Origin of the sequence: Actinospica durhamensis, from assembly GCF_018139695.1 — a bacterium.
Taxonomy (GTDB): domain Bacteria; phylum Actinomycetota; class Actinomycetes; order Streptomycetales; family Catenulisporaceae; genus Actinospica; species Actinospica durhamensis.
In genome coordinates this window covers 1-17,949 of record NZ_JAGSOG010000076.1, presented here as the reverse complement: position 1 = coordinate 17,949, position 17,949 = coordinate 1, and the positions used below count along the sequence as shown (strand labels likewise).

General features: G+C 68.5%; 13 protein-coding genes and 1 pseudogene. 4 read left to right on the top strand and 10 right to left on the bottom strand.

What is annotated here, in order from left to right; genetic code table 11:
- Nucleotides 1-57: 57 nt before the first annotated feature.
- From KDL01_RS16830 to KDL01_RS16785, 10 genes are all read right to left on the bottom strand, one after another.
- Entirely contained in the window at nt 58-1,749 is a 1,692-nt protein-coding gene (locus tag KDL01_RS16830) for an ABC transporter family substrate-binding protein (protein WP_212529454.1), read from the bottom strand.
- Between the two features lie 80 nt (nt 1,750-1,829).
- Nucleotides 1,830-3,905 (bottom strand): ABC transporter ATP-binding protein, encoded by a 2,076-nt coding sequence (locus KDL01_RS16825; RefSeq protein ID WP_212529453.1) that lies wholly within the window; start codon nt 3,903-3,905, stop codon nt 1,830-1,832.
- A 53-nt stretch (nt 3,906-3,958) separates the two neighbouring features.
- Nucleotides 3,959-4,960 (bottom strand): ABC transporter permease, encoded by a 1,002-nt coding sequence (locus KDL01_RS16820; RefSeq protein ID WP_212529452.1) that lies wholly within the window; start codon nt 4,958-4,960, stop codon nt 3,959-3,961.
- Between the two features lie 19 nt (nt 4,961-4,979).
- Nucleotides 4,980-5,966, bottom strand: coding sequence for an ABC transporter permease (locus KDL01_RS16815; RefSeq protein ID WP_212529451.1), 987 nt, complete (start codon nt 5,964-5,966; stop codon nt 4,980-4,982).
- 722 nt (nt 5,967-6,688) lie between these two features.
- Complete coding sequence (locus KDL01_RS16810) at nt 6,689-7,720, bottom strand: ABC transporter ATP-binding protein (protein WP_212529450.1); 1,032 nt, start codon at nt 7,718-7,720, stop codon at nt 6,689-6,691.
- On the bottom strand, nt 7,717-8,856 hold the full coding sequence (locus KDL01_RS16805) for an ABC transporter ATP-binding protein (protein ID WP_212529449.1): 1,140 nt from the start codon (nt 8,854-8,856) through the stop codon (nt 7,717-7,719). Before KDL01_RS16805 ends, KDL01_RS16810 begins: the two co-directional genes overlap by 4 nt.
- The gene (locus tag KDL01_RS16800) at nt 8,853-9,827 is read right to left on the bottom strand and encodes an ABC transporter permease (RefSeq protein ID WP_212529448.1); all 975 of its coding nucleotides are present in this window, start codon (nt 9,825-9,827) and stop codon (nt 8,853-8,855) included. Before KDL01_RS16800 ends, KDL01_RS16805 begins: the two co-directional genes overlap by 4 nt.
- Entirely contained in the window at nt 9,820-10,812 is a 993-nt protein-coding gene (locus KDL01_RS16795) for an ABC transporter permease (protein WP_212529447.1), read from the bottom strand. The genes KDL01_RS16800 and KDL01_RS16795 overlap by 8 nt, the downstream gene beginning before the upstream one ends.
- A gap of 186 nt (nt 10,813-10,998) precedes the next feature.
- Nucleotides 10,999-12,834, bottom strand: a complete 1,836-nt coding sequence (locus KDL01_RS16790; RefSeq protein WP_212529446.1) for an ABC transporter family substrate-binding protein — start codon at nt 12,832-12,834, stop codon at nt 10,999-11,001.
- 407 nt (nt 12,835-13,241) lie between these two features.
- Nucleotides 13,242-14,693 (bottom strand): MFS transporter, encoded by a 1,452-nt coding sequence (locus KDL01_RS16785; protein ID WP_212529445.1) that lies wholly within the window; start codon nt 14,691-14,693, stop codon nt 13,242-13,244.
- 106 nt (nt 14,694-14,799) lie between these two features.
- On the opposite strand from KDL01_RS16785, the gene KDL01_RS16780 reads away from it, so the two are divergent.
- The 4 genes and pseudogenes from KDL01_RS16780 to KDL01_RS16765 form a co-directional block, all read left to right on the top strand.
- Nucleotides 14,800-15,705 (top strand): helix-turn-helix transcriptional regulator, encoded by a 906-nt coding sequence (locus KDL01_RS16780; protein ID WP_246576537.1) that lies wholly within the window; start codon nt 14,800-14,802, stop codon nt 15,703-15,705.
- Nucleotides 15,706-15,821: 116 nt separating this feature from the next.
- A complete protein-coding gene (locus KDL01_RS16775) occupies nt 15,822-15,962 on the top strand; it encodes a hypothetical protein (RefSeq protein WP_212529443.1) in 141 nt (46 codons plus the stop codon).
- 326 nt (nt 15,963-16,288) lie between these two features.
- Nucleotides 16,289-17,230 carry a lytic polysaccharide monooxygenase auxiliary activity family 9 protein gene (locus KDL01_RS16770; RefSeq protein WP_246576535.1) on the top strand — a complete coding sequence of 314 codons (942 nt, stop codon included), beginning with the start codon at nt 16,289-16,291 and terminating at the stop codon, nt 17,228-17,230.
- Nucleotides 17,231-17,325: 95 nt separating this feature from the next.
- Nucleotides 17,326-17,949 (top strand): annotated as a pseudogene (locus KDL01_RS16765) (hypothetical protein); the annotation flags it as partial.

Below are 17,949 nucleotides of genomic sequence, written 5' to 3'. Positions count from 1 at the left end.
CGTCGCCGGGTACTGCGTCAGCTCGCGCGCCGGCGGGCGGCGCGCGCGCTCATCGGACTACTTGGTGAAGCCGATGTTCTGCCACACGATGTCGGCGAAGCCGAAGGCACCGTAGTTGGCCAGGGTCTTGACCTGACCCTCGAGCTCCGGACGCTGGTAGAACGGGATGACGCCCGCCTCCTGCCAGATCGCCTGGTCCGCCTGGTTGATGTCGGCGGTCGCGGTGGTCGGGTTGGTCTGGCCCGCGGCCGTGTTCATCTCGCTGTCGATGGTGGAGCTACCGATGCGGGCGTAGTTCTGACCCCAGTTGCCGCTCTGGATGTTCTGGTAGAGCGAGATGCTGGAGCTGATCGGGTAGTTCGTGCCCTCCCAGGTGAAGACGGTCAGGTCGAACTTGCCGGCGGCGATGTCGGTGAAGAACGGGTCGCCCTCGGAGGTGGTGGTGACCTTGATGCCGATCGTCTTGAGCATCGCGGTGATCAGCGTGGACTCGTTGGTGGCGACCGAGACGTCCGACGGGATCAGCAGGGTCAGGTCGAGCTCCTTGCCGGCCTTCGTCCGGTAGGTGCCGCCGGCGGGCAGGGTCCAGCCGGCCGCGTTGAGCAGCTGCTCGGCGGCGGAGGCGCTGTAGGTGCCCACGGCGCCCGAGGTGTTGGTGTAACCCTTCTGGTTGGGCATGTAGAAGTGGTTGTTCACCAGGATCTGCGAGGCCGGCAGGCCCGCGAGGTCGGACTTGGCGATGGCGGTGCGGTCGAGCGCCTCGGAGACGGCCTGGCGGACCTGGACGTCGGAGAGGTTGGCCGACTGGGCGTTGATCGTCAGCGCGCGGTAGTCCGGGCCACCGGCCTGGAGCACGGTCGCGTTCTTGGTCGACTTGGCCGTCTTGTACGCGGTGGCGTCGACGCCGATGTCGAAGGAGTCGATCTCACCGTTGGCGAAGGCCTGCGCGGTGGCGTCGGTGGAGATCGTCTTGAAGACGATCGAGTCGAGCACCGGCTTCGAGCCCCACCACTTGGGGTTCGGCACCAGGGTGACGGTCTGGTCGGTCTGGTTGACCGAGCCCTGCTCGAACGGACCGCCGGACAGGCCGAGCGAGGTCAGCAGGTTCTTGTTGAAGTCGTCCGCGGTGGCGTACTCCGAGGCCGGGTACAGCGGCGCGAACAGCGACTTCCAGTCCGAGAACGGGCTGGAGTAGGTCACGACGACCTCGTCCGCGTTCTTGCCCTCGGCAACCGAGGCGATCTGGTCGTAGCCGACCGAGAAGGTCGGGTTGTAGTTCGCCGTCTTGCCGTTCAGGGCCTGCCAGTTGGCGACGTAGTCCTTGTAGGTGATCGGCGTACCGTCGGACCACACGGCCTTCGGGTTCAGCTCGTAGGTCACCGTCTGCTTGCCGCCGACCGTGCTCGAGACCGGCTCACCGGTGAGGTAGTCGGCGTTGTAGGTCGGCGTGCCGTCGGCGGAGTAGTGGTACGGCGCGGGCAGCAGCGCGGAGATGACCGTCTGCGTGTCGGCGTCCACGTTGCCGTTCGCGGAGAAGATGTTCCACTGCGAGGACCACTGCTCCATGCTCAGGTTCAGCGTGCCACCCTGCTGCAGGGAGCTGACCGGCTGGGCGTTGATCTGCTCCTGTGTAGCAGCGACCTGCTTGGCCGGGGCCGTGGTCGATTTGGAACTGCTGCACGCGCTGGCCGCCAAGGCGACAGCGACAAGTGACGCGGCGAGGACGCCGGTCGACCTAGTGAGGCGCATGTGTGCCTCTCCTTTTCTCGTAGGTTCGGTGGTGCCTCCGCCTGCCGCAGCCCTGCGGAGCGGACGTCTGTGTTGACCTGTCAGACCACGCTCAGGGCGCCGGCGAAGTGGCAGGCGGCCTCGTGCCCGGGCTCGTCCAGTCCGTGCAGCGAGGGGTCCTCGCCGATGCAGCGGGCCTGGTCGCCCTCCGCCAAGGTCTGGAACTTGGGGCAGCGGTTGCGGAATCGGCATCCGCTGGGGATGTTGGTCGGTGAGGGCAGGTCGCCCTCGAGCAGGATGCGGGCGCGCTCGCGTTCCTTGCGCGGGTCCGGCACCGGGATCGCGGAGAGCAGCGCCTGCGTGTACGGGTGTGAGGGCGCGTCGAAGATCTGCGCGACGTCGCCGACCTCGACGATGCGGCCGAGGTACATCACCGCGACCCGGTCGGAGGTGTGCCGCACCACCGACAGGTCGTGGGCCACGAAGAGGTAGCTCAGGTCCAGCTTGGCCTTGAGCTCCTCGAGCAGGTTGAGCACGCCGGCCTGGATGGAGACGTCGAGCGCGGAGACCGGCTCGTCCAGGATGACCACCTTGGGCTCGAGCGCGAGCGCGCGGGCGATGCCGATGCGCTGGCGCTGGCCGCCGGAGAACTCCGCCGGGAACCGGTTGGCGTGCTCCGGCTCGAGGCCGACCAGCTTGAGCAGCTCGGTGACCCGGGCGAAGACCTCGGCCTTCTTGCGGCCGAAGGAGCGCAGCGGCTCGGCCAGGATCGCGCCGACCGGCATGCGCGGGTCGAGGCTGGCCATCGGGTCCTGGAAGACGACCTGCAGGTCGCGGCGCAGCTCGCGGCGCTCGTTCTGGTGCAGGTTGGCGGTGTCCTTGCCCAGCACCACGATCTTGCCCTGCTCCGGCGAGACCAGCTCGAGCAGCTGCATCAGCGTGGTGGTCTTGCCGCAGCCGGACTCGCCGACCAGGCCCACCGTCTCACCGGCCCGGATCTCCAGGTCGATGCCGTCCACCGCGCGCACCTCGCCGACCTTACGCTTGGCCAGCGCGCCGCGGGTGAGCGGGAAGTGCTTGTGCAGGTTGGTGATCTCGAGCACGGCCGGGCGCTGGTCGCGCGGGATGCGCGCGGCGCGGGCCTCGGGGATCTCCGGCACCGGGTAGACCTCGTCCACCGGCAGCGAGCCGGTCACCAGCTCGCCGGCCCGGTGGCAGGCGGAGTGGTGCACGTCGCTGCCGGCCCGCTCGAGCACCGGCTCGACCTGGCGGCACACGTCCACCACGATCGGGCAGCGGGCCTGGAACGGGCAGCCGACCGGCAGCGCGCTCAGGTTCGGCGGGTTGCCGTCGATCGGTGTCAGGGCCTTGCGCTCGGTGTCGTCGAGCCGCGGGATGGAGCCGAGCAGGCCGATGGTGTAGGGCATGCGGGGCTCGTAGTAGATGTCCTCCACCACGCCGGTCTCCACCGGGCGCCCGGCGTACATCACCATGACCCGGTCGGCGAAGCCGGCCACCACGCCGAGGTCGTGGGTGATCATCACGATCGCGGCGCCGGTGACGTCCTTGGCCGTCTTGAGCACGTCCAGGATCTGCGCCTGGATGGTCACGTCGAGGGCGGTGGTGGGCTCGTCCGCGATGATCACGGCCGGGTCGTTGGCGATCGCCTGCGCGATCATGGCGCGCTGGCGCATACCGCCGGAGAACTCGTGCGGGAAGTTGTCCACCCGCCGCTGCGGGTCCGGGATGCCGACCAGGTCGAGCAGCTCGACGGCCCGCTTGCGCGCGTCCGCCTTGGAGATGTCCTGGTGGACCTGGAGCGCCTCGATGATCTGGGAGCCGATGGTGAACACCGGGGTGAGGGCGGAGAGCGGGTCCTGGAAGACCATCGCCAGTTCCCTGCCTCGGATCTTCGACATCTCCTTGTCGCCCAGGTTCAGCAGCTCGCGGCCGCCGAGCCGGACCGAGCCGGTCACCTGCGCGGTCTCCGGCAGCAGGCCGAGCACCGCCATGGCGGTGACGGACTTGCCCGAGCCGGACTCGCCGACGATGCCGAGGACCTCGCCGCGCCGCAGCTGGTAGTTGACTCCGCGCACGGCGCTGACCACGCCGGCCTCGGAGGGGAAGGAGATCTCGAGGTCGGCGACCTCGAGGGCCGGGGTGTCGTTCAGGCTCACGGCGCGACCGTTCTGCGACTGGAGGGGGAAGGACTCAGAACTCTGGCTCACGGCTAATCGACCTCGACCGTCACGGGCTCGGTGAGCACCGGCGTGGAATCCCGGCGCTCGGCCTTGGGCCGGCGGACCTTCGACTTGGCGCCCTGGGCGTTCGGGTCGAGGGCGTCGCGCAGGCCGTCGCCGATCATGTTGACCGCCAGCAGCAGCACGACCAGGCAGGCCATCGGGAACACCAGCAGCCACTGGTAGGAGCCGATGTCCTGCTGCCCGGTGTCGATCAGGGTGCCGAGCGAGACGTCGGGCGCCTGGACGCCGAAGCCGAAGAAGGAGAGGTTGACCTCGCCCAGGATCGTGGCCGCCACGTTCAGCACGGCGTCGATGATGAGCAGCGAGGCGATGTTCGGCAGGATGTGGCGCAGGATGATCCGCCAGCCCGGCACGCCCATGAAGCGGGCCGCGGAGACGAACTCGCGGTTCTTCAGGCTCATCGCCTGCGCCCGCACGATCCGCGCCGTGATCATCCAGGCGAACGCCGCGAGCAGCGGGATCAGGATCATCCAGGTCTTGCCGCGGAACCAGGGCGAGAGGATGGAGAGCATCAGGAACGAGGGCAGGACCAGGAACAGGTCGATGAACCAGCTCAGGATCCGGTCGGCCCAGCGGCCGTAGTAGCCCGCGCACGCGCCCACCAGCGCGGCGAACGCGGTGGTCAGCACACCGCCGACCAGGCCGATGATGAGCGACTTCTGCAGGCCGCGCATGCACAGGGCGAACATGTCCTGGCCGGTCTGGGTGGTGCCGAACCAGTGGGCCCCGGACGGCGGGGTCTGGAAGTTCTCGAAGTCGATGTCGGTGTACTTCCACTGGTCGATGTCCGGGCCGACGAAGGCCGAGAGGAACATCAGGACCACGATGACCAGGCCGATGGTGGCGGCCCGGTTGCGCAGGAAGCGCTTGAGCACCAGGCGGCCGCGGCCGGTGGAGACCTGCGGTCCGTCGCCGATCGGGTCGGTCGAGCCGGCCTCGTCGACGAGGGCGTTCGCGTTGAGAGACATGGGAGAGAGCCTTCCTGACTCAGACGCGCACGCGCGGATCGAGGGTGACGGTGATGACCTCCGAGATCAGACCGGCCACCAGGACCAGGATCGAGGTGAAGATGCCGACGGCGGCGACGGAGTTCACGTCGTTCTGGCCGATGCTGCTGATGAACCACTCCCCCATCCCGTGCCAGGTGAAGATGACCTCGGTGAACACGGCTCCGGTGAACAGCAGCACGGCGTTGTAGCTCAGCAGCGTCGCCACCGGGATGATCGCGGTGCGCGCGCCGTGCTTGAAGATGGCCCGGTTCTTCGTCAGACCCTTGGCACGGGCGGTGCGCAGAAAATCGCTACCCATGATGTCGAGCATCGTGGCACGCTGATACCGGCTGAAGTAGGCCACCGACCCCAGCGAGACGCTGAGCGTGGGGAGGATCAGGTGCTCGAACCGGTCGACCAGGTCGGACCAGGTCCAGAACGGCTGGTTGGGGTTGGAGACCTCGTTGACGTAGTACAGGAAGTGCGTGCCGGTCGCGTTGTTGAACCAGGTCGCGAACATCTGCAGCAGGATCGCCAGGGTGAACACCGGCATCGCGAAGATCAGCAGCGAGGCGCCCGTGCTGACCCGGTCGAACAGCTTGTACTGGCGCACCGCGCCCCAGACGCCCACCACGACGCCGCCGATCGAGCCGATGACCGTGGACAGGGCCAGCAGGCGGGTGGAGACGCCGATGCGCCGCCCCATGTCCTGCGCGACCGAGTTGCCGCCGATCTCGATGCCCATGTTGCCGTGCAGCAGACCGTTGACCCAGTTCGCGTACCGGGTCCAGATCGGGGTGAGGGTCTCGTCCTCGTTGCGGGCCTTGAGCTCCGCGTGGATGACCGACCAACTCGGCTGGGGATGGCGGGCCAGCCAGTTGTTCTCGGGGTGGAAGATCCACGCCGCGAGAAGGTAGGTCACGGAGGCCGCGATGATCACCAGAAACAGATAGTTGATCATCCTCCGCAGGAGGTATGCAGCCATCGGCAACCCTTCTCAACTCGCCACAGGCAGCCCGGTGCATACACGGCAGCGTGTGTGTACGTACCGTTCGCCGGGCGCCCGAGGATTTCTCGGACCATCCCTGAGAGACCGGACGCGGGTGGCGTCCGGCCTTGAAACGTTCCCGTGCGACGGCCCACACTCGCCACACGGTCCTTCAGCAGGCCTTCACCCCCGTGTGCCGAGGGCCCCGGTCTCCGGCCGAGCACCGGAAGCTTTTCGCCTTACGGTCACAACCGCGAAGACTCTTGCTTTGCTTGTGTTTTTCTACCGCACGATTCGGCTTGGACGGGAGAGGCAGCCGCGTCACGATCAGATCAAGAAACAGCTTGGGGATCGTGTTGTTTCCTGGGGGTTTCGGCGTCTCGGATCGTGGACACTACCAGCGATCTTGTCGGAGCGTAACAGGATCGGTGCAGGTGGGGTAGGGTTATCGCAGAACACGGTATGCCACTGCCCACCCGATCAGGCTGTTACACTCCCCGCTCGGTCGCACCACCCTCCCCAGTGAAGGCCGATATTCGGGCATACCGCCCCTTTCCCGTAGCATTCCCGGGATCGGGGCGGTTCACCCGCGTATCGCGGCGTGTCGGAAATACGTTCAGGACAACGGATTTCCGCACACTCGTCCCGCAACGGCTACGCGCTGGCGCAGCGCTAGCGTTCGCTCCCGCACTGCGCTAGTCGTTCGCCACAGCACTGCGCTAGTCGTTCGCTCCCGCGAAGTGACACGCCACCCGGTGCGCGTCGCCGCGGCCGCGGCCGATCAGGGTCGGCTCCTCGCCGGAGCAGCGGGCCTGGTCGCCCTCGGGCAGGGTCGGACGCAGCGGGCAGCGGGTGCGGAAGCGGCAGCCGGAGGGCGGATCGGCCGGCGAGGGCACGTCGCCCTCCACGAGGATCCGCTCCCGCTCGCGTTCCCGGCGCGGGTCCGGGATCGGGATCGCCGAGATCAGGGCTTTGGTGTACGGATGCTGGCTGTGCTCGAACAGCTCCGTGGTCTGGGCGATCTCCACGATCTTGCCCAGGTACATCACCGCCACCTCGTCGGCGATGTGCCGGACCACGGACAGGTCGTGCGCGACGAACAGGTACGCCAGGCCCAGTTCGTCCTGCAGGTCCTCGAGCAGGTTGATCACGCCGGCCTGGATCGAGACGTCGAGCGCGGAGACCGGCTCGTCGAGCACGAGCACCTTGGGCTTCAGGGCCAGCGCGCGGGCGATGCCGATGCGCTGGCGCTGGCCGCCGGAGAACTCGTGCGGGTACCGGTTGCCGTGCTCCGGATTCAGGCCCACCCGGGCCATCAGGTCGGCCACCTGGGCCCGCCCGTCCGGCTCGTAGAGGCCGTGGATCTTGAGCGGCTCCGCGATGATCTCGCTGACCGTGATGCGCGGGTTGAGCGAGGCGTACGGGTCCTGGAACACGATCTGCATGTCCCGGCGCATCCGCCGCAGCTCGGTGCGCGACATCCGGGTCACGTCGCGGCCCTGGAAGAGCACCTGGCCGGAGTTGGCCGGCTGCAGGTGCAGGATGGCCCGGCTGGTCGTGGTCTTGCCGCAGCCGGACTCTCCGACCAGGCCCAGGGTGTGCCCGGGCCGGATGGCGAAGTCCACGCCGGAGACGGCCTGCACCGAGCCGACGGTGCGCCGCACCACGCCCTTGGACTTGATCGGGAATTCCTTGACCAGGTTGCGCACCTCGAGGATGGGGGCGCTCGGGTCGATGTCGGTCGCGCTCATTCGGACTGCTCCGCCTTCGGCTGCTCGGGGATCGCGGTGACCTGACCGGTGACGCCCTCGATCTCGGCGCCGTAGGACGCCGGCAGGGCCGCGTCCGCGGCGGTGACCGCGAACACCTCGTCCGCGCGCTTGCCGATCAGCGAGGCGCTGAAGTGGCACGCGGCGTAGTGGCCCGGCTCGCCGGTCGGCACCAGTTCGGGCTCCTGCTCGTCGCAGGTCGGCTTGGCCAGCGGGCAGCGCGGCACGAACGGACAGCCCGGCGGCAGCGAGAGCAGCGAGGGCGGCGAGCCCTGGATCGGAGTGAGCCGTTCGGCCCGGTCGGCGTCGAGCCGGGGCAGCGAGCCGAGCAGGCCCAGGGTGTAGGGCATCCGCGGCTCGTAGTAGATCTCATCGACGCCGCCGATCTCCACCGGCTTGCCCGCGTACATCACCAGCACCCGGTCGGCCTGCCCGGCCACCACGCCGAGGTCGTGGGTGATCAGCACCATGGCCGCGCCGGTCTCGCGCTGGGCGCTGCGCAGCGCCTCGAGCACCTGTGCCTGCACCGTCACGTCGAGGGCGGTGGTCGGCTCGTCCGCGATGATCACGTCCGGGTTGTTGGCCATCGCGATCGCGATCACCACCCGCTGGCGCATACCGCCGGAGAACTCGTGCGGGTACTGGTCGATCCGCCGCTCCGGGAACGGGATGCCGACGATCTCGAGCAGTTCGAGGGCGCGCTTGCGCGCGGCCTCACGGCCGATGTCGTGGTGCGCCAGCACCGCCTCGGCCAGCTGGAAGCCGATCTTGTAGACCGGGTTGAGCGAGGTCATCGGGTCCTGGAAGATCATCGCGATCTTGCTGCCGCGCAGCTGCATGAACTCCTTCTCGGTGCGGCCGAGCAGTTCCTCGCCGCGGAAGGAGATCGAGCCGCGGATCTGCGCCGACTTCGGCAGCAGGCCCATCACGGCCATCGAGGAGACCGACTTGCCCGAACCCGACTCGCCGACGATGCCCAGCACCTCGCCGGCCCGCAGGTTGTAGGAGACCCCGCGCACGGCCTTGACCACACCGTCGGCCGTCGGGAAGTCGACGGTGAGATTGTCGACCGCGAGCAGCACTTCGGACTCGGTCGAAAGGCGGGAATACTCGCTCATGCGCGCACCCTTGTCTGTTGCGGATCGAAGGCGTCGCGCAGGCCGTCGCCGATGAAGTTGATGGTGAGCACGATCAGGATGATGAACAGGGCCGGGAAGTAGAACAGCCAGGGGAAGCCGTCCTGGATCGCCGTCTGTCCGTTGCTGACCAGCGTGCCGAGGGAGGTGTCCGGCGGCCGGACGCCGAAGCCCAGGAAGGACAGCGCGGTCTCGACCAGGACCGTGTTGGCCACGGTGAGGGTCAGTACCACGATGATCGAACCCAGACAGTTGGGCACGATGTGCCGGAAGATGATGCGCGTGTCCTTGGCCCCGAGCGCCCGCGCCGCCTCCACGAACTCCTTCTCCCGCAGCGAGAGCACCTGCGCCCGCACGATGCGTGCGCACACCGGCCAGAACAGCGCGGAGAGGATGAAGGCGAGGAAGTACCAGGCCGAGGAGATGCTCGCGGAGAGCTTGTCCGAGACGATGATGGCCACCACGATCGCCGGGATGGTCAGGATCAGGTCGGCGATACGCATCATGACCGTGTCGACCCAGCCGCGGAAGTAGCCGGAGACGGCGCCGTAGACCGTGCCGATGACGGTCGAGGCGATCGAGACGGACAGCGCGATCTCCAGCGTCCTGGCCGTGCCGTGCATCACGTCGGCGAACAGGTCGTAGCCGTTGCTGTCGGTGCCGAACGGGTGCGTGCCCGACGGCGGCACCTCGATGTCGTTCGACATGAAGTTGAAGGACTGGTTCCACAGCAGCGGGCCCACGAACGCGAACAGCACCACCAGAAGGAACACGATCAGGGAGGTCACCGCGGCCCGGTGCTTGAGGAATCGGCGGAAGACGATCTCGCGCTGGGTGCGCGCCTTCACCGTGAACTCGCGCTGCGGCATACCGCCCGAGCGCACGAACTGGTCGAGGCTCGCGCCGAGTGTGGGCAGCAGGACCGGTGCGTCGTCGTTGTTCTTCTCAGGCAAGACGGATCCTCGGGTCCAGGACCGCGTAGAGCAGGTCGGCGATGAGGTTGAAGACGATGACCAGCGTCGAGGCCAGGACCAGCCACGCCAGCAGCGGGTAGAGGTCGTAGTTGTCGATCGCCTGGATGAACATGTAGCCCATGCCGTGCCACTCGAAGATCGTCTCGGTGATCACCGCGCCGCCGAGCAGGCCCGCGGTGTCGAGCGCGACCTGGGTGGAGAGCGGGATCAGGGCATTGCGCAGAGCGTGCCGCAGCAGCACTCGGGACCGGGACAGGCCCTTGGCCCGCGCCAGCCGGATGTAGTCGCTGTTGAGCACCTCGAGCATGGACGCGCGCTGGAACCGCGACCAGGACGCGTAGGAGACCAGCGCGAGCACGATCGTGGGCAGCAGCAGGTGGCCGGCCGAGTCGCCGATCTTGCCGAGGAAGCTGGTCGGCGGGTTCGGGCTGGCCTCGAAGAGCGTCGCGATGATCGGCGGCCCGTTGGGGCGCACCGTCTGGTTGAACTCGATCGCCCAGGACTTGAGCAGGATCGCGAACACGAAGGTCGGCAGCGACAGGAACAGGAAGCCGATCGCGGTGGCGGCGTAGTCCAGCCGGCTGTACTGGCGCACGGCCGTGAGCACGCCGACCGCGATCGCCAGGATCAGCGACAGCAGGATCGCCAGGATCACCAGCCGGAAGGTGACGAAGAAGGAGCTGATCAGCCGCTGGCCGATGTCGTAGCCGGAGGAGACCGAGGTGCCCCAGTTGCCGTGCAGGACCAGGCCGGTGAGCCAGTCCCAGTAGCGCTGGGGCAGCGAGTGGTTCAGCCCGAGCCGGACGGCCTCGGCCCGGATCGTCGTCTGCGGGATCGGGGGGTTGCGCGCCCGCAGGGGGGCGAGCGGATCCACGGAGGAGGCGACGATGAGGAAGACGAGCAGGGTGGAGACGAAGAGCACCGGTATCGATGCCAGCAGTCTGCGAACAGTGAATGCGATCATGGGCGCCTCGCTGATGAGGCCGCGCCGGGCGGGCCCTCGTGGGGTCGCCCCGGCACGGATGACGTGACGTAAGGAACCGGGGCGGGCGGACTCGACGAGAGCCCGGCCCGCCCCGGTGTGTCGCTCGGGGTCAGGTTCGCGCGCGGTTCGCGCGCGGGGTGAACCGTTGCGAGTCGTGCTTACCGCTTACTGCGCGAAGCCCCAGTCCTGGATGTTGTAGCTCGGGCCCGCGGAGGTGAGGTTGTCACGTACGTTCACCAGGTCGGAGTCGAACGCGACCATGGTGTCCTTCTGGAACAGCGGGAGCGTGTACGAGTCCTGCGACACGATCTTGTCCGCCTGGTTCTCCAGCGAGGCCGCCAGGGTCAGGTTCGTGGTGTCCGTGGCCTGCTGCAGCAGCGAGTCCACCTGCGAGTTGGTGTAGAACCCGTAGTTGCCGCCGGTCACCGTGGTGCCGGGGTTCGACTCGTACAGCGGCGCGTTGCCGGTGTCCCAGAACGGGGTGTCGACCCAGGCGAAGACGATGATGTCGTAGGTGTGGTTGGCGTCGGCCTGCGTCAGCGTGGCGCCGAGGTCGTCCGTGCTCTCGACCTTGATCGAGATACCGAGCTGGGCCATCTCCTCGGCGAAGATCTGGCACTCGGTGGCGCGCTCGGTGTTGCCCTCGGTGTAGCGCATCAGGAAGGTCGGCACGACCTGGCCGCTCGGGGTGGTCAGGTGCTCGCCGGGGCCGATGTTGGTGTAGCCGGCCGTCTTGAGCAGCTGGGTGGCCTTGGCGATGTCGCCGTTGCCGAGGTCGTAGGACGAGACGTTGTCCGCGTACTGCGACTGGCTCGGCACGAACATGCGGCTGTTGAGCGGCTTCGCGGTCGGGTCCACCAGGCCCTGGGTGCGCGCGATGATCGCGGTGCGGTTGGTCGCGGTGAACATGGCCTGGCGCAGCGCCAGCTTGACCGGGTCCTCCTGCGCGGCTTCGGTCTTGCCGCCGAGGAAGGTGTTCTGCATGTTGAAGTCGAAGTGCTCGAAGGTCAGACCCGCGTCGACCTGGTACTTGACCTTGGAGCCGATCGCCTTGACACCGGTGACGATGTCCTGGCTCGGCTGCGGAATGATGATGTTGACCTCACCGTTCTGCAGCGCCGGGACCTCCTGGGTGGAGTCCGAGATCGTCACGAAGGTGATCTTGTCCAAGTACGGGCCGGTCGCGCCGTACCACTTGGGGTTGGGCACCTCGACGACCTTGGTTCCGTCGGAGGAGGCCGACTGCACCTCGTACGGGCCGTCGGACCAGGTCGGGACGGTGTTGTCGAACCAGGTCCAGGAGGCCTCGAGGCCCTTGTCGCCCTTCGTCTCCGCCGTCAGCTGCGCGAGCGTGAGCGAGGTGTTGTAGCCGTGCTGGGCGGCCAGGTGGGCCGGGAGCAGGTCGAAAAGGCCCTTCCAGTCCGGGTCGACCTTGCCGGTCTTCCAGGTGACCGTGACGGTCTGGTCGTTGGCACCGGATCCGACGACCGAGGCCATGTCCATGTAGCCGGAGGTGGAGGCAGCGCTGATGTTCGGGTCCACACCGGCCTGGGTCAGCCAGTTGTAGATGAAGTCCTGGGCGGTGATCGGCGTCCCGTCGTTCCAGACCGCCTTCGGGTTGATCTGGTAGACGACCGTCTGCGGAGAGGTGCTGGACAGCGTCGCCGACGTCAACAGGTTGGTGTTGAGCGACACCGAGCCGTCGGGGTTCGGGACGTACGGCGAACCGGGCGCGGCGTAGAAGCCGTTCTCCGCGTAGATGAAGTCCTCGGTGTTTCCGTTGGCGTCCAGCGAGTTCCAGTTCGTGATCGCCTTTTCGATCCCGACAGTGATCGACCCTCCCTTCTTCGGAGTGCCGCTGTTGATCGTGTTCAGGCCCGCCGTCGACTTCGTTACTGGCGTCGCGGTCTTCGCTGCGCTGCTACAGGCCGTCGCCGCCAAGGCGAGTGCGCCCAGCACGGCCATTCCGGCGGCCAGACGCCGCCTTCTGATCCCGGACATGAGTATGTCAATCTCCTCGTACGCACTCGCCGATCTTGTGGATCGGACTGCTGCTCGTCGGTGCCCACGTCGCGAACTCGCAGCGCGGGGTGGTGCTGCCGTTCCTCGGGCTCTTGCTCGCCCGGTGGTGGCACACTGCGCGTTTGTGGAAGCGCATTGTGCTTGGCTGAATTTGTAGCGCAGAAATACCCGCACAGGACGTGGGGCCGCGTCACGATCCGATCAAGAACTCATGAAGATCGCAATTGTCAGAGTCCTTAAGCCATATCGACCCGTACAGTCCGCGGACTCATGTTTCACTCATGTCACGGAAATGATCAAACACCCCTGCGACGACGCAGCACCCGCATTCATGCGAGTGCTGCGTCTCTAGATCGCAAGCGGATTCCAGAGTGCGGACCGCTCGGTCAGGCCTTGTCGGGCCTCGGAATCCGGCTCGCCGCGGCGCCGCCGAGCACGGCAAGACCGGCGGACACGAGGAGCACCACGGTCAGCGCGTGCGCCGAGCAGGACACGGTGCCGGCCGCGTCCAGGTTCAGGAACAGCGTGCCGAGCGTGGCCACTCCGGTGACCTGGCCGAGCTGGGCCACGGTGGCGACCACGCCGCTGGCGTCGGCCGCGTCGGCGACCGGCACCCGGGAGAGCATCAGCCCCATCAGGGGACTGAAGGCGAGCCCGAGGCCCACCCCGAGCAGCGTCATCAGGACCCAGCGATCGAACCCGCCGGTGCCACCGTGGCGCAGCACCGCGGCCAGCCCCGCCAGCACCGCCGCGAGCAGCAGGAAGCCGCAGACCACCGCGGCCGCGTAACGGTGCGCGGGCAGGCGCCGCCAGGTCATCGAGATCACGAACACCGCGACCGCCTGCGGGACGAAGGCCAGGCCTGAGCCGAGCGGGCTCAGCCGCAGCGCGCCCTGCAGGTGCAGCGTGATCGAGAAGAGCAGGCCCATCATCAGCACCATGGACAGCCCCAGGGTGGCGACCCCCACCGCGAAGCCGGGGTGGCGCAGCACCCGGGCCGGGATCACCGGCGACCCGCCGCGCCGGCCCACCCGCGCCTCGACCGCGCCGAACAGCGCGAACCCGAGCAGCCCGGCGCCGAGCAGCGGCCAGCCCCACAGCGGCCAGTGCTCGTCGTGTCCCAGGACCAGCGGCACCACGACGGCGAGCACCGACGGCGTGAGCACCGCAAGGCCCCGCGGGTCGAGCCCGCGCCCCGGCTCGCCGGCGTCCTTCGGCAGCACCCTGAAACTGGCGATAAGCACGCCGAGGCCCACCGGCACGTTCACCAGGAAGCACGGCCGCCAGCTCGAGCCGAACAGGTTCGCCGAGATGATCAGGCCGCCGAGCACCTGCCCGGCCACCGCGCCGCCGGAGACGACCGCGGTGTACAGGCTCATCGCCTTCAGCCGCGCGGGTCCGGTGAAGGTGCGCTGGATCAGCGAGAGCACCTGCGGCATCATCGCGGCCGAGCCGAGGCCCTGGGCCAGCCGGAAGGCCACCAGCGCGGCGGTGTCGGGGGCGAGCCCGCAGGCCAGGGAGGCGAGCGTGAACAGCACGAGGCCGAACCGCAAGACCCGGGCGTGGCCCCACAGGTCGCCCAGCCGGGCCCCGGTGACGATGAAGACCGCGTAGGAGATGCTGTAGCCGGACACCGACAGCTCGAGCCCGGCGCCGGAGGAGTGCAGGGTACTTCGGATCGTGGGCAGCGCCACGTTCACGATCGCGACGTCGAGGACCGCCATGAAGTAGCCGAGCAGGATCACGGTGAGCACGGCGCCTGGGCGGGAGGCCGCGGAGCCGGCCGGGGTTGCCCCCGGGGTGGACGGGGATACCGGAGCAGAGGTGAGCGTCGTCATGCGTCCATCGTCGAAGACTGATGATCCGGGTACCTAGTGCCTGGTTATCCTGGTAGCGACAGCACCCGGCAGCGGCGCGGGGCGTGAGACCGGGGGCGTGAACACCATGGCGACGATCGGCAGCGCGGCACGCAGGACGGAACTCGCCGAATTCCTGCGCTCGCGCCGGGAACGAATCACCCCCGAGCAGGCCGGCCTGCCCCCGGCCCCGCGCCGGCGCACCCCGGGCCTGCGCCGCGAGGAGGTGGCGCAGCTGGCCGGGGTGGGCGTGACCTGGTACACCTGGCTCGAGCAGGGCCGCCCGATCAACGCAAGCACCCAGGTGCTCGACGCCATCGCGCGCACGCTCAAGCTGGACACCGCCGAGCATCAGCACATGCACGTGCTGGCCCAGGTGCCCGACGTGACCCCGGCGCAGGGCGACCTGGACGCGCTGCCGGACACCCTGCAGCCGATCCTGGACGCGATGGGCCACATGGCCACCGTGGTCAACGAGCGCTTCGACATGATCGCCAGCAACGCCAGGTTCGACGCGGTCTTCCCGTCCGTACTCGCGCAGACCGGCCCGCACCGCAACACCTTCTGGTGCACCTTCATGCTGCCGGAGTGCTGCCACCCCTTCGTCAACCGGCACGAGACCATCCCGCCGATGGTGGCCACCCTGCGCGCCAGCTACGCCCGCCACATCGGCGACCCGCACTGGGACGCGTTCGTCCAGGACCTGCTCCGGCGCAGCTCCGTCTTCGCCGAACTGTGGTCGCGCAAGGAGGTGGCCGAGTTCGGCCGGATGCGGCGGGTCTTCTTCCAGCCCGCCGTGGGCCAACTGCGCTACGAGATGAACAGCTTCGGCGTGCACGGCACCCCCGGCGCCCGGATGCAGGTGTTCGTCCCCGCCGACGAGCAGACGCGGGTGGCCGAGCAGCGGCTGCTGGCCGGCGACGCGCGACCCCCCGTGGTTCTGGACTGCGGCCACACCTGGGAGGAATGGATCCACGCCTGCCCCTCGGCCTGAGTGACGGTCCGGGCGGCATGACCGGGCTGCGGCGCGGGTCGCGGCTCGGGTCACGACACTTCGGCGGGCAGGCCATCCGCCGCGAGCTCGGCGGCGGCCGTGGCGGCCGGTAGTGGGTGGTCGCCGACGTGCTGCCGACGGTGGGCGACGGCGGCGCGGCCGGGCCGCCGCGGGCGCCGATGCTCGTGGTCCTCGCGGCCTATCCGGCCGCGCTGCACGCCGTAGTGCGCGCGACATCCCCCGGCGAAAACACGTGAACCCGGCCGGCCGGTTCACGTGAATTGAGATGCCGGATAAAGTGTGGAAAGTTTCACCGGATTTCATCCGACCTCTGCTTTTCACCCCGCTCCGACCTGCGGAGATGCGCGGATCAATACACCCACGCAGCATTCCGGAAATATTCTCGTTCACTTTACGTGACAGCGCTCTTACGCTCAACTCGACCAATCCACCCGCCATACCTCGAGGAGGGCTGGGAACTTTGCGACAACGACGCAGATCTCTGCGTTCCACGCTCATCGCGACACTGTGCGCGCTGGCGGCGACGGTTCTATTCGCGGCCCCCGCGTCGGCCCACGGCGCCATGGAGACGGCCGGCAGCCGCACGTTCCTCTGCTACGAGGACGCGCTGACGTCGACCGGGCAACTGGTACCGCAGAATCCCGCCTGTCAGGCGGCCGTCGCGGAGAGCGGCACCACTCCGCTCTACAACTGGTTCGCCGTCGGCAACCGGTCGGGAGCCACCAGCGGCGAGACCAGCCAGCTGATACCCGACGGTTCGCTGTGCAGCGGCGACAGCAACTACTACGATTTCTCCGGATTCGACCAGGCGAACGCCAACTGGCCGAAGACCCACCTGACCTCCGGTGCCACCATCCAGATCAAGTACGACAAGTGGGCGGCGCACCCGGGGACCTTCTCGCTCTACATCACCAAGCCGACCTGGGACTCCACCCAGCCGCTGACCTGGGAAGACCTCGAGCCGGTACCGTTCTCCACGGCGACCAACCCGGCCTCGGTCGGTGACCCGGGCAGCATCGACAGCTACTACTACTGGAACGCCACGCTGCCCGCCGGCTACACCGGCTACCAGATCATCTACTCGATCTGGGCCCGGTCGGACAGCACCGAGACGTTCTACGGCTGCTCGGACGTGCTCTTCGACGGCGGCACCGGACAGGTGACCGGCATCGGCGACACCGTACCGGTCACCAACCCGGTGCCCTGCAACGCCACCTACTCCATCACCAGCAGCTGGCCCGGCGGCTTCCAGGCCGCCGTGACGGTGACCAACCCGACCACCGCCACCATGTACAACTGGACGGTCGGCTGGGTCATGCCGGACGGCGAGACGATCAACAGCGCCTGGAACGGGACCCTGTCCCAAGCCGGGTCGCTGGCCTCGGTAGCCGCCGCCAGCTGGAACAACGTGCTCGCCGCGGGCGCGAGCACGAGCTTCGGCTTCACCGCCGACTACACCGGAACGCCCGCACAGCCCAGCAGCATCTCCTGTCAGAGTCCGTAGTCCCCTCGGGGACCGGGCGTGGGCGGCACCGCGGGGCGCGAGCCGGCGCGGTGCCGCCCACGGCCGCGCCATCCCACCCTCGGAGGCGTATCAGTATGCTGAATCTTTACGTGCTGCCGGGCGGCGGGCGGCCGCGGGCGGGCGCGGCCTGGCTCGCGGCCGTGGTGGCGGCCGGACTCGCGCTCGGCCCGGCCGGCTGCTCGGCCGCGCCCGCCACGACGCCGAGCGCCGGGATGACCGGGATGGGCGGCCCCACCGGCCTGGGCGACATGCCCGGGATGGGCGACGTCACCGCCGCCCCCACCACCGCCGCGGTGGCCGCCGCGGCGCCCACCGGCACCGGCCTGAGCGCCAGCCTGCACGGCTACACCCTGGTGCCCTCGGCCAAGGCCGTGCCCGCCGACGCGGCCACCGGCTACCAGTTCCGCATCGACGGCCCGGACGGCAAACCGGTGATCCGGTATCAGCCCTATGAGAGCGCGTTCGTCATCTGCTACGTCATCCGCTCGGACCTGACCGAGTTCCGCTACCTGCAGCCCGCCATGCGCGAGGACGGCACCTGGACCGTGGCGCTCCCGGCCCTGCCGGCCGGCTCCTACCGCGCGTTCACCACCTTCGCCGCCCCGGACTCGAGTCAGGGCACGCCGTTGCTCTACCAGCTCTCCAGCCCGTTCACCGTGGCCGGGCAGGCCACCACGTCCCCCACCCCCTGTCTCTTA

What these genes read in the sequence shown, in the direction of transcription:
- KDL01_RS16790 (WP_212529446.1), bottom strand. Translation starts at nt 12,834, where the DNA reads ATGTCCGGGATCAGAAGGCGGCGTCTGGCCGCCGGAATGGCCGTGCTG.
- KDL01_RS16780 (WP_246576537.1), top strand. Translation starts at nt 14,800, where the DNA reads ATGGCGACGATCGGCAGCGCGGCACGCAGGACGGAACTCGCCGAATTC.
- KDL01_RS16820 (WP_212529452.1), bottom strand. Translation starts at nt 4,960, where the DNA reads ATGTCTCTCAACGCGAACGCCCTCGTCGACGAGGCCGGCTCGACCGAC.
- KDL01_RS16785 (WP_212529445.1), bottom strand. Translation starts at nt 14,693, where the DNA reads ATGACGACGCTCACCTCTGCTCCGGTATCCCCGTCCACCCCGGGGGCA.
- KDL01_RS16770 (WP_246576535.1), top strand. Translation starts at nt 16,289, where the DNA reads ATGGAGACGGCCGGCAGCCGCACGTTCCTCTGCTACGAGGACGCGCTG.
- KDL01_RS16830 (WP_212529454.1), bottom strand. Translation starts at nt 1,749, where the DNA reads ATGCGCCTCACTAGGTCGACCGGCGTCCTCGCCGCGTCACTTGTCGCT.
- KDL01_RS16810 (WP_212529450.1), bottom strand. Translation starts at nt 7,720, where the DNA reads ATGAGCGCGACCGACATCGACCCGAGCGCCCCCATCCTCGAGGTGCGC.
- KDL01_RS16805 (WP_212529449.1), bottom strand. Translation starts at nt 8,856, where the DNA reads ATGAGCGAGTATTCCCGCCTTTCGACCGAGTCCGAAGTGCTGCTCGCG.
- KDL01_RS16815 (WP_212529451.1), bottom strand. Translation starts at nt 5,966, where the DNA reads ATGGCTGCATACCTCCTGCGGAGGATGATCAACTATCTGTTTCTGGTG.
- KDL01_RS16795 (WP_212529447.1), bottom strand. Translation starts at nt 10,812, where the DNA reads ATGATCGCATTCACTGTTCGCAGACTGCTGGCATCGATACCGGTGCTC.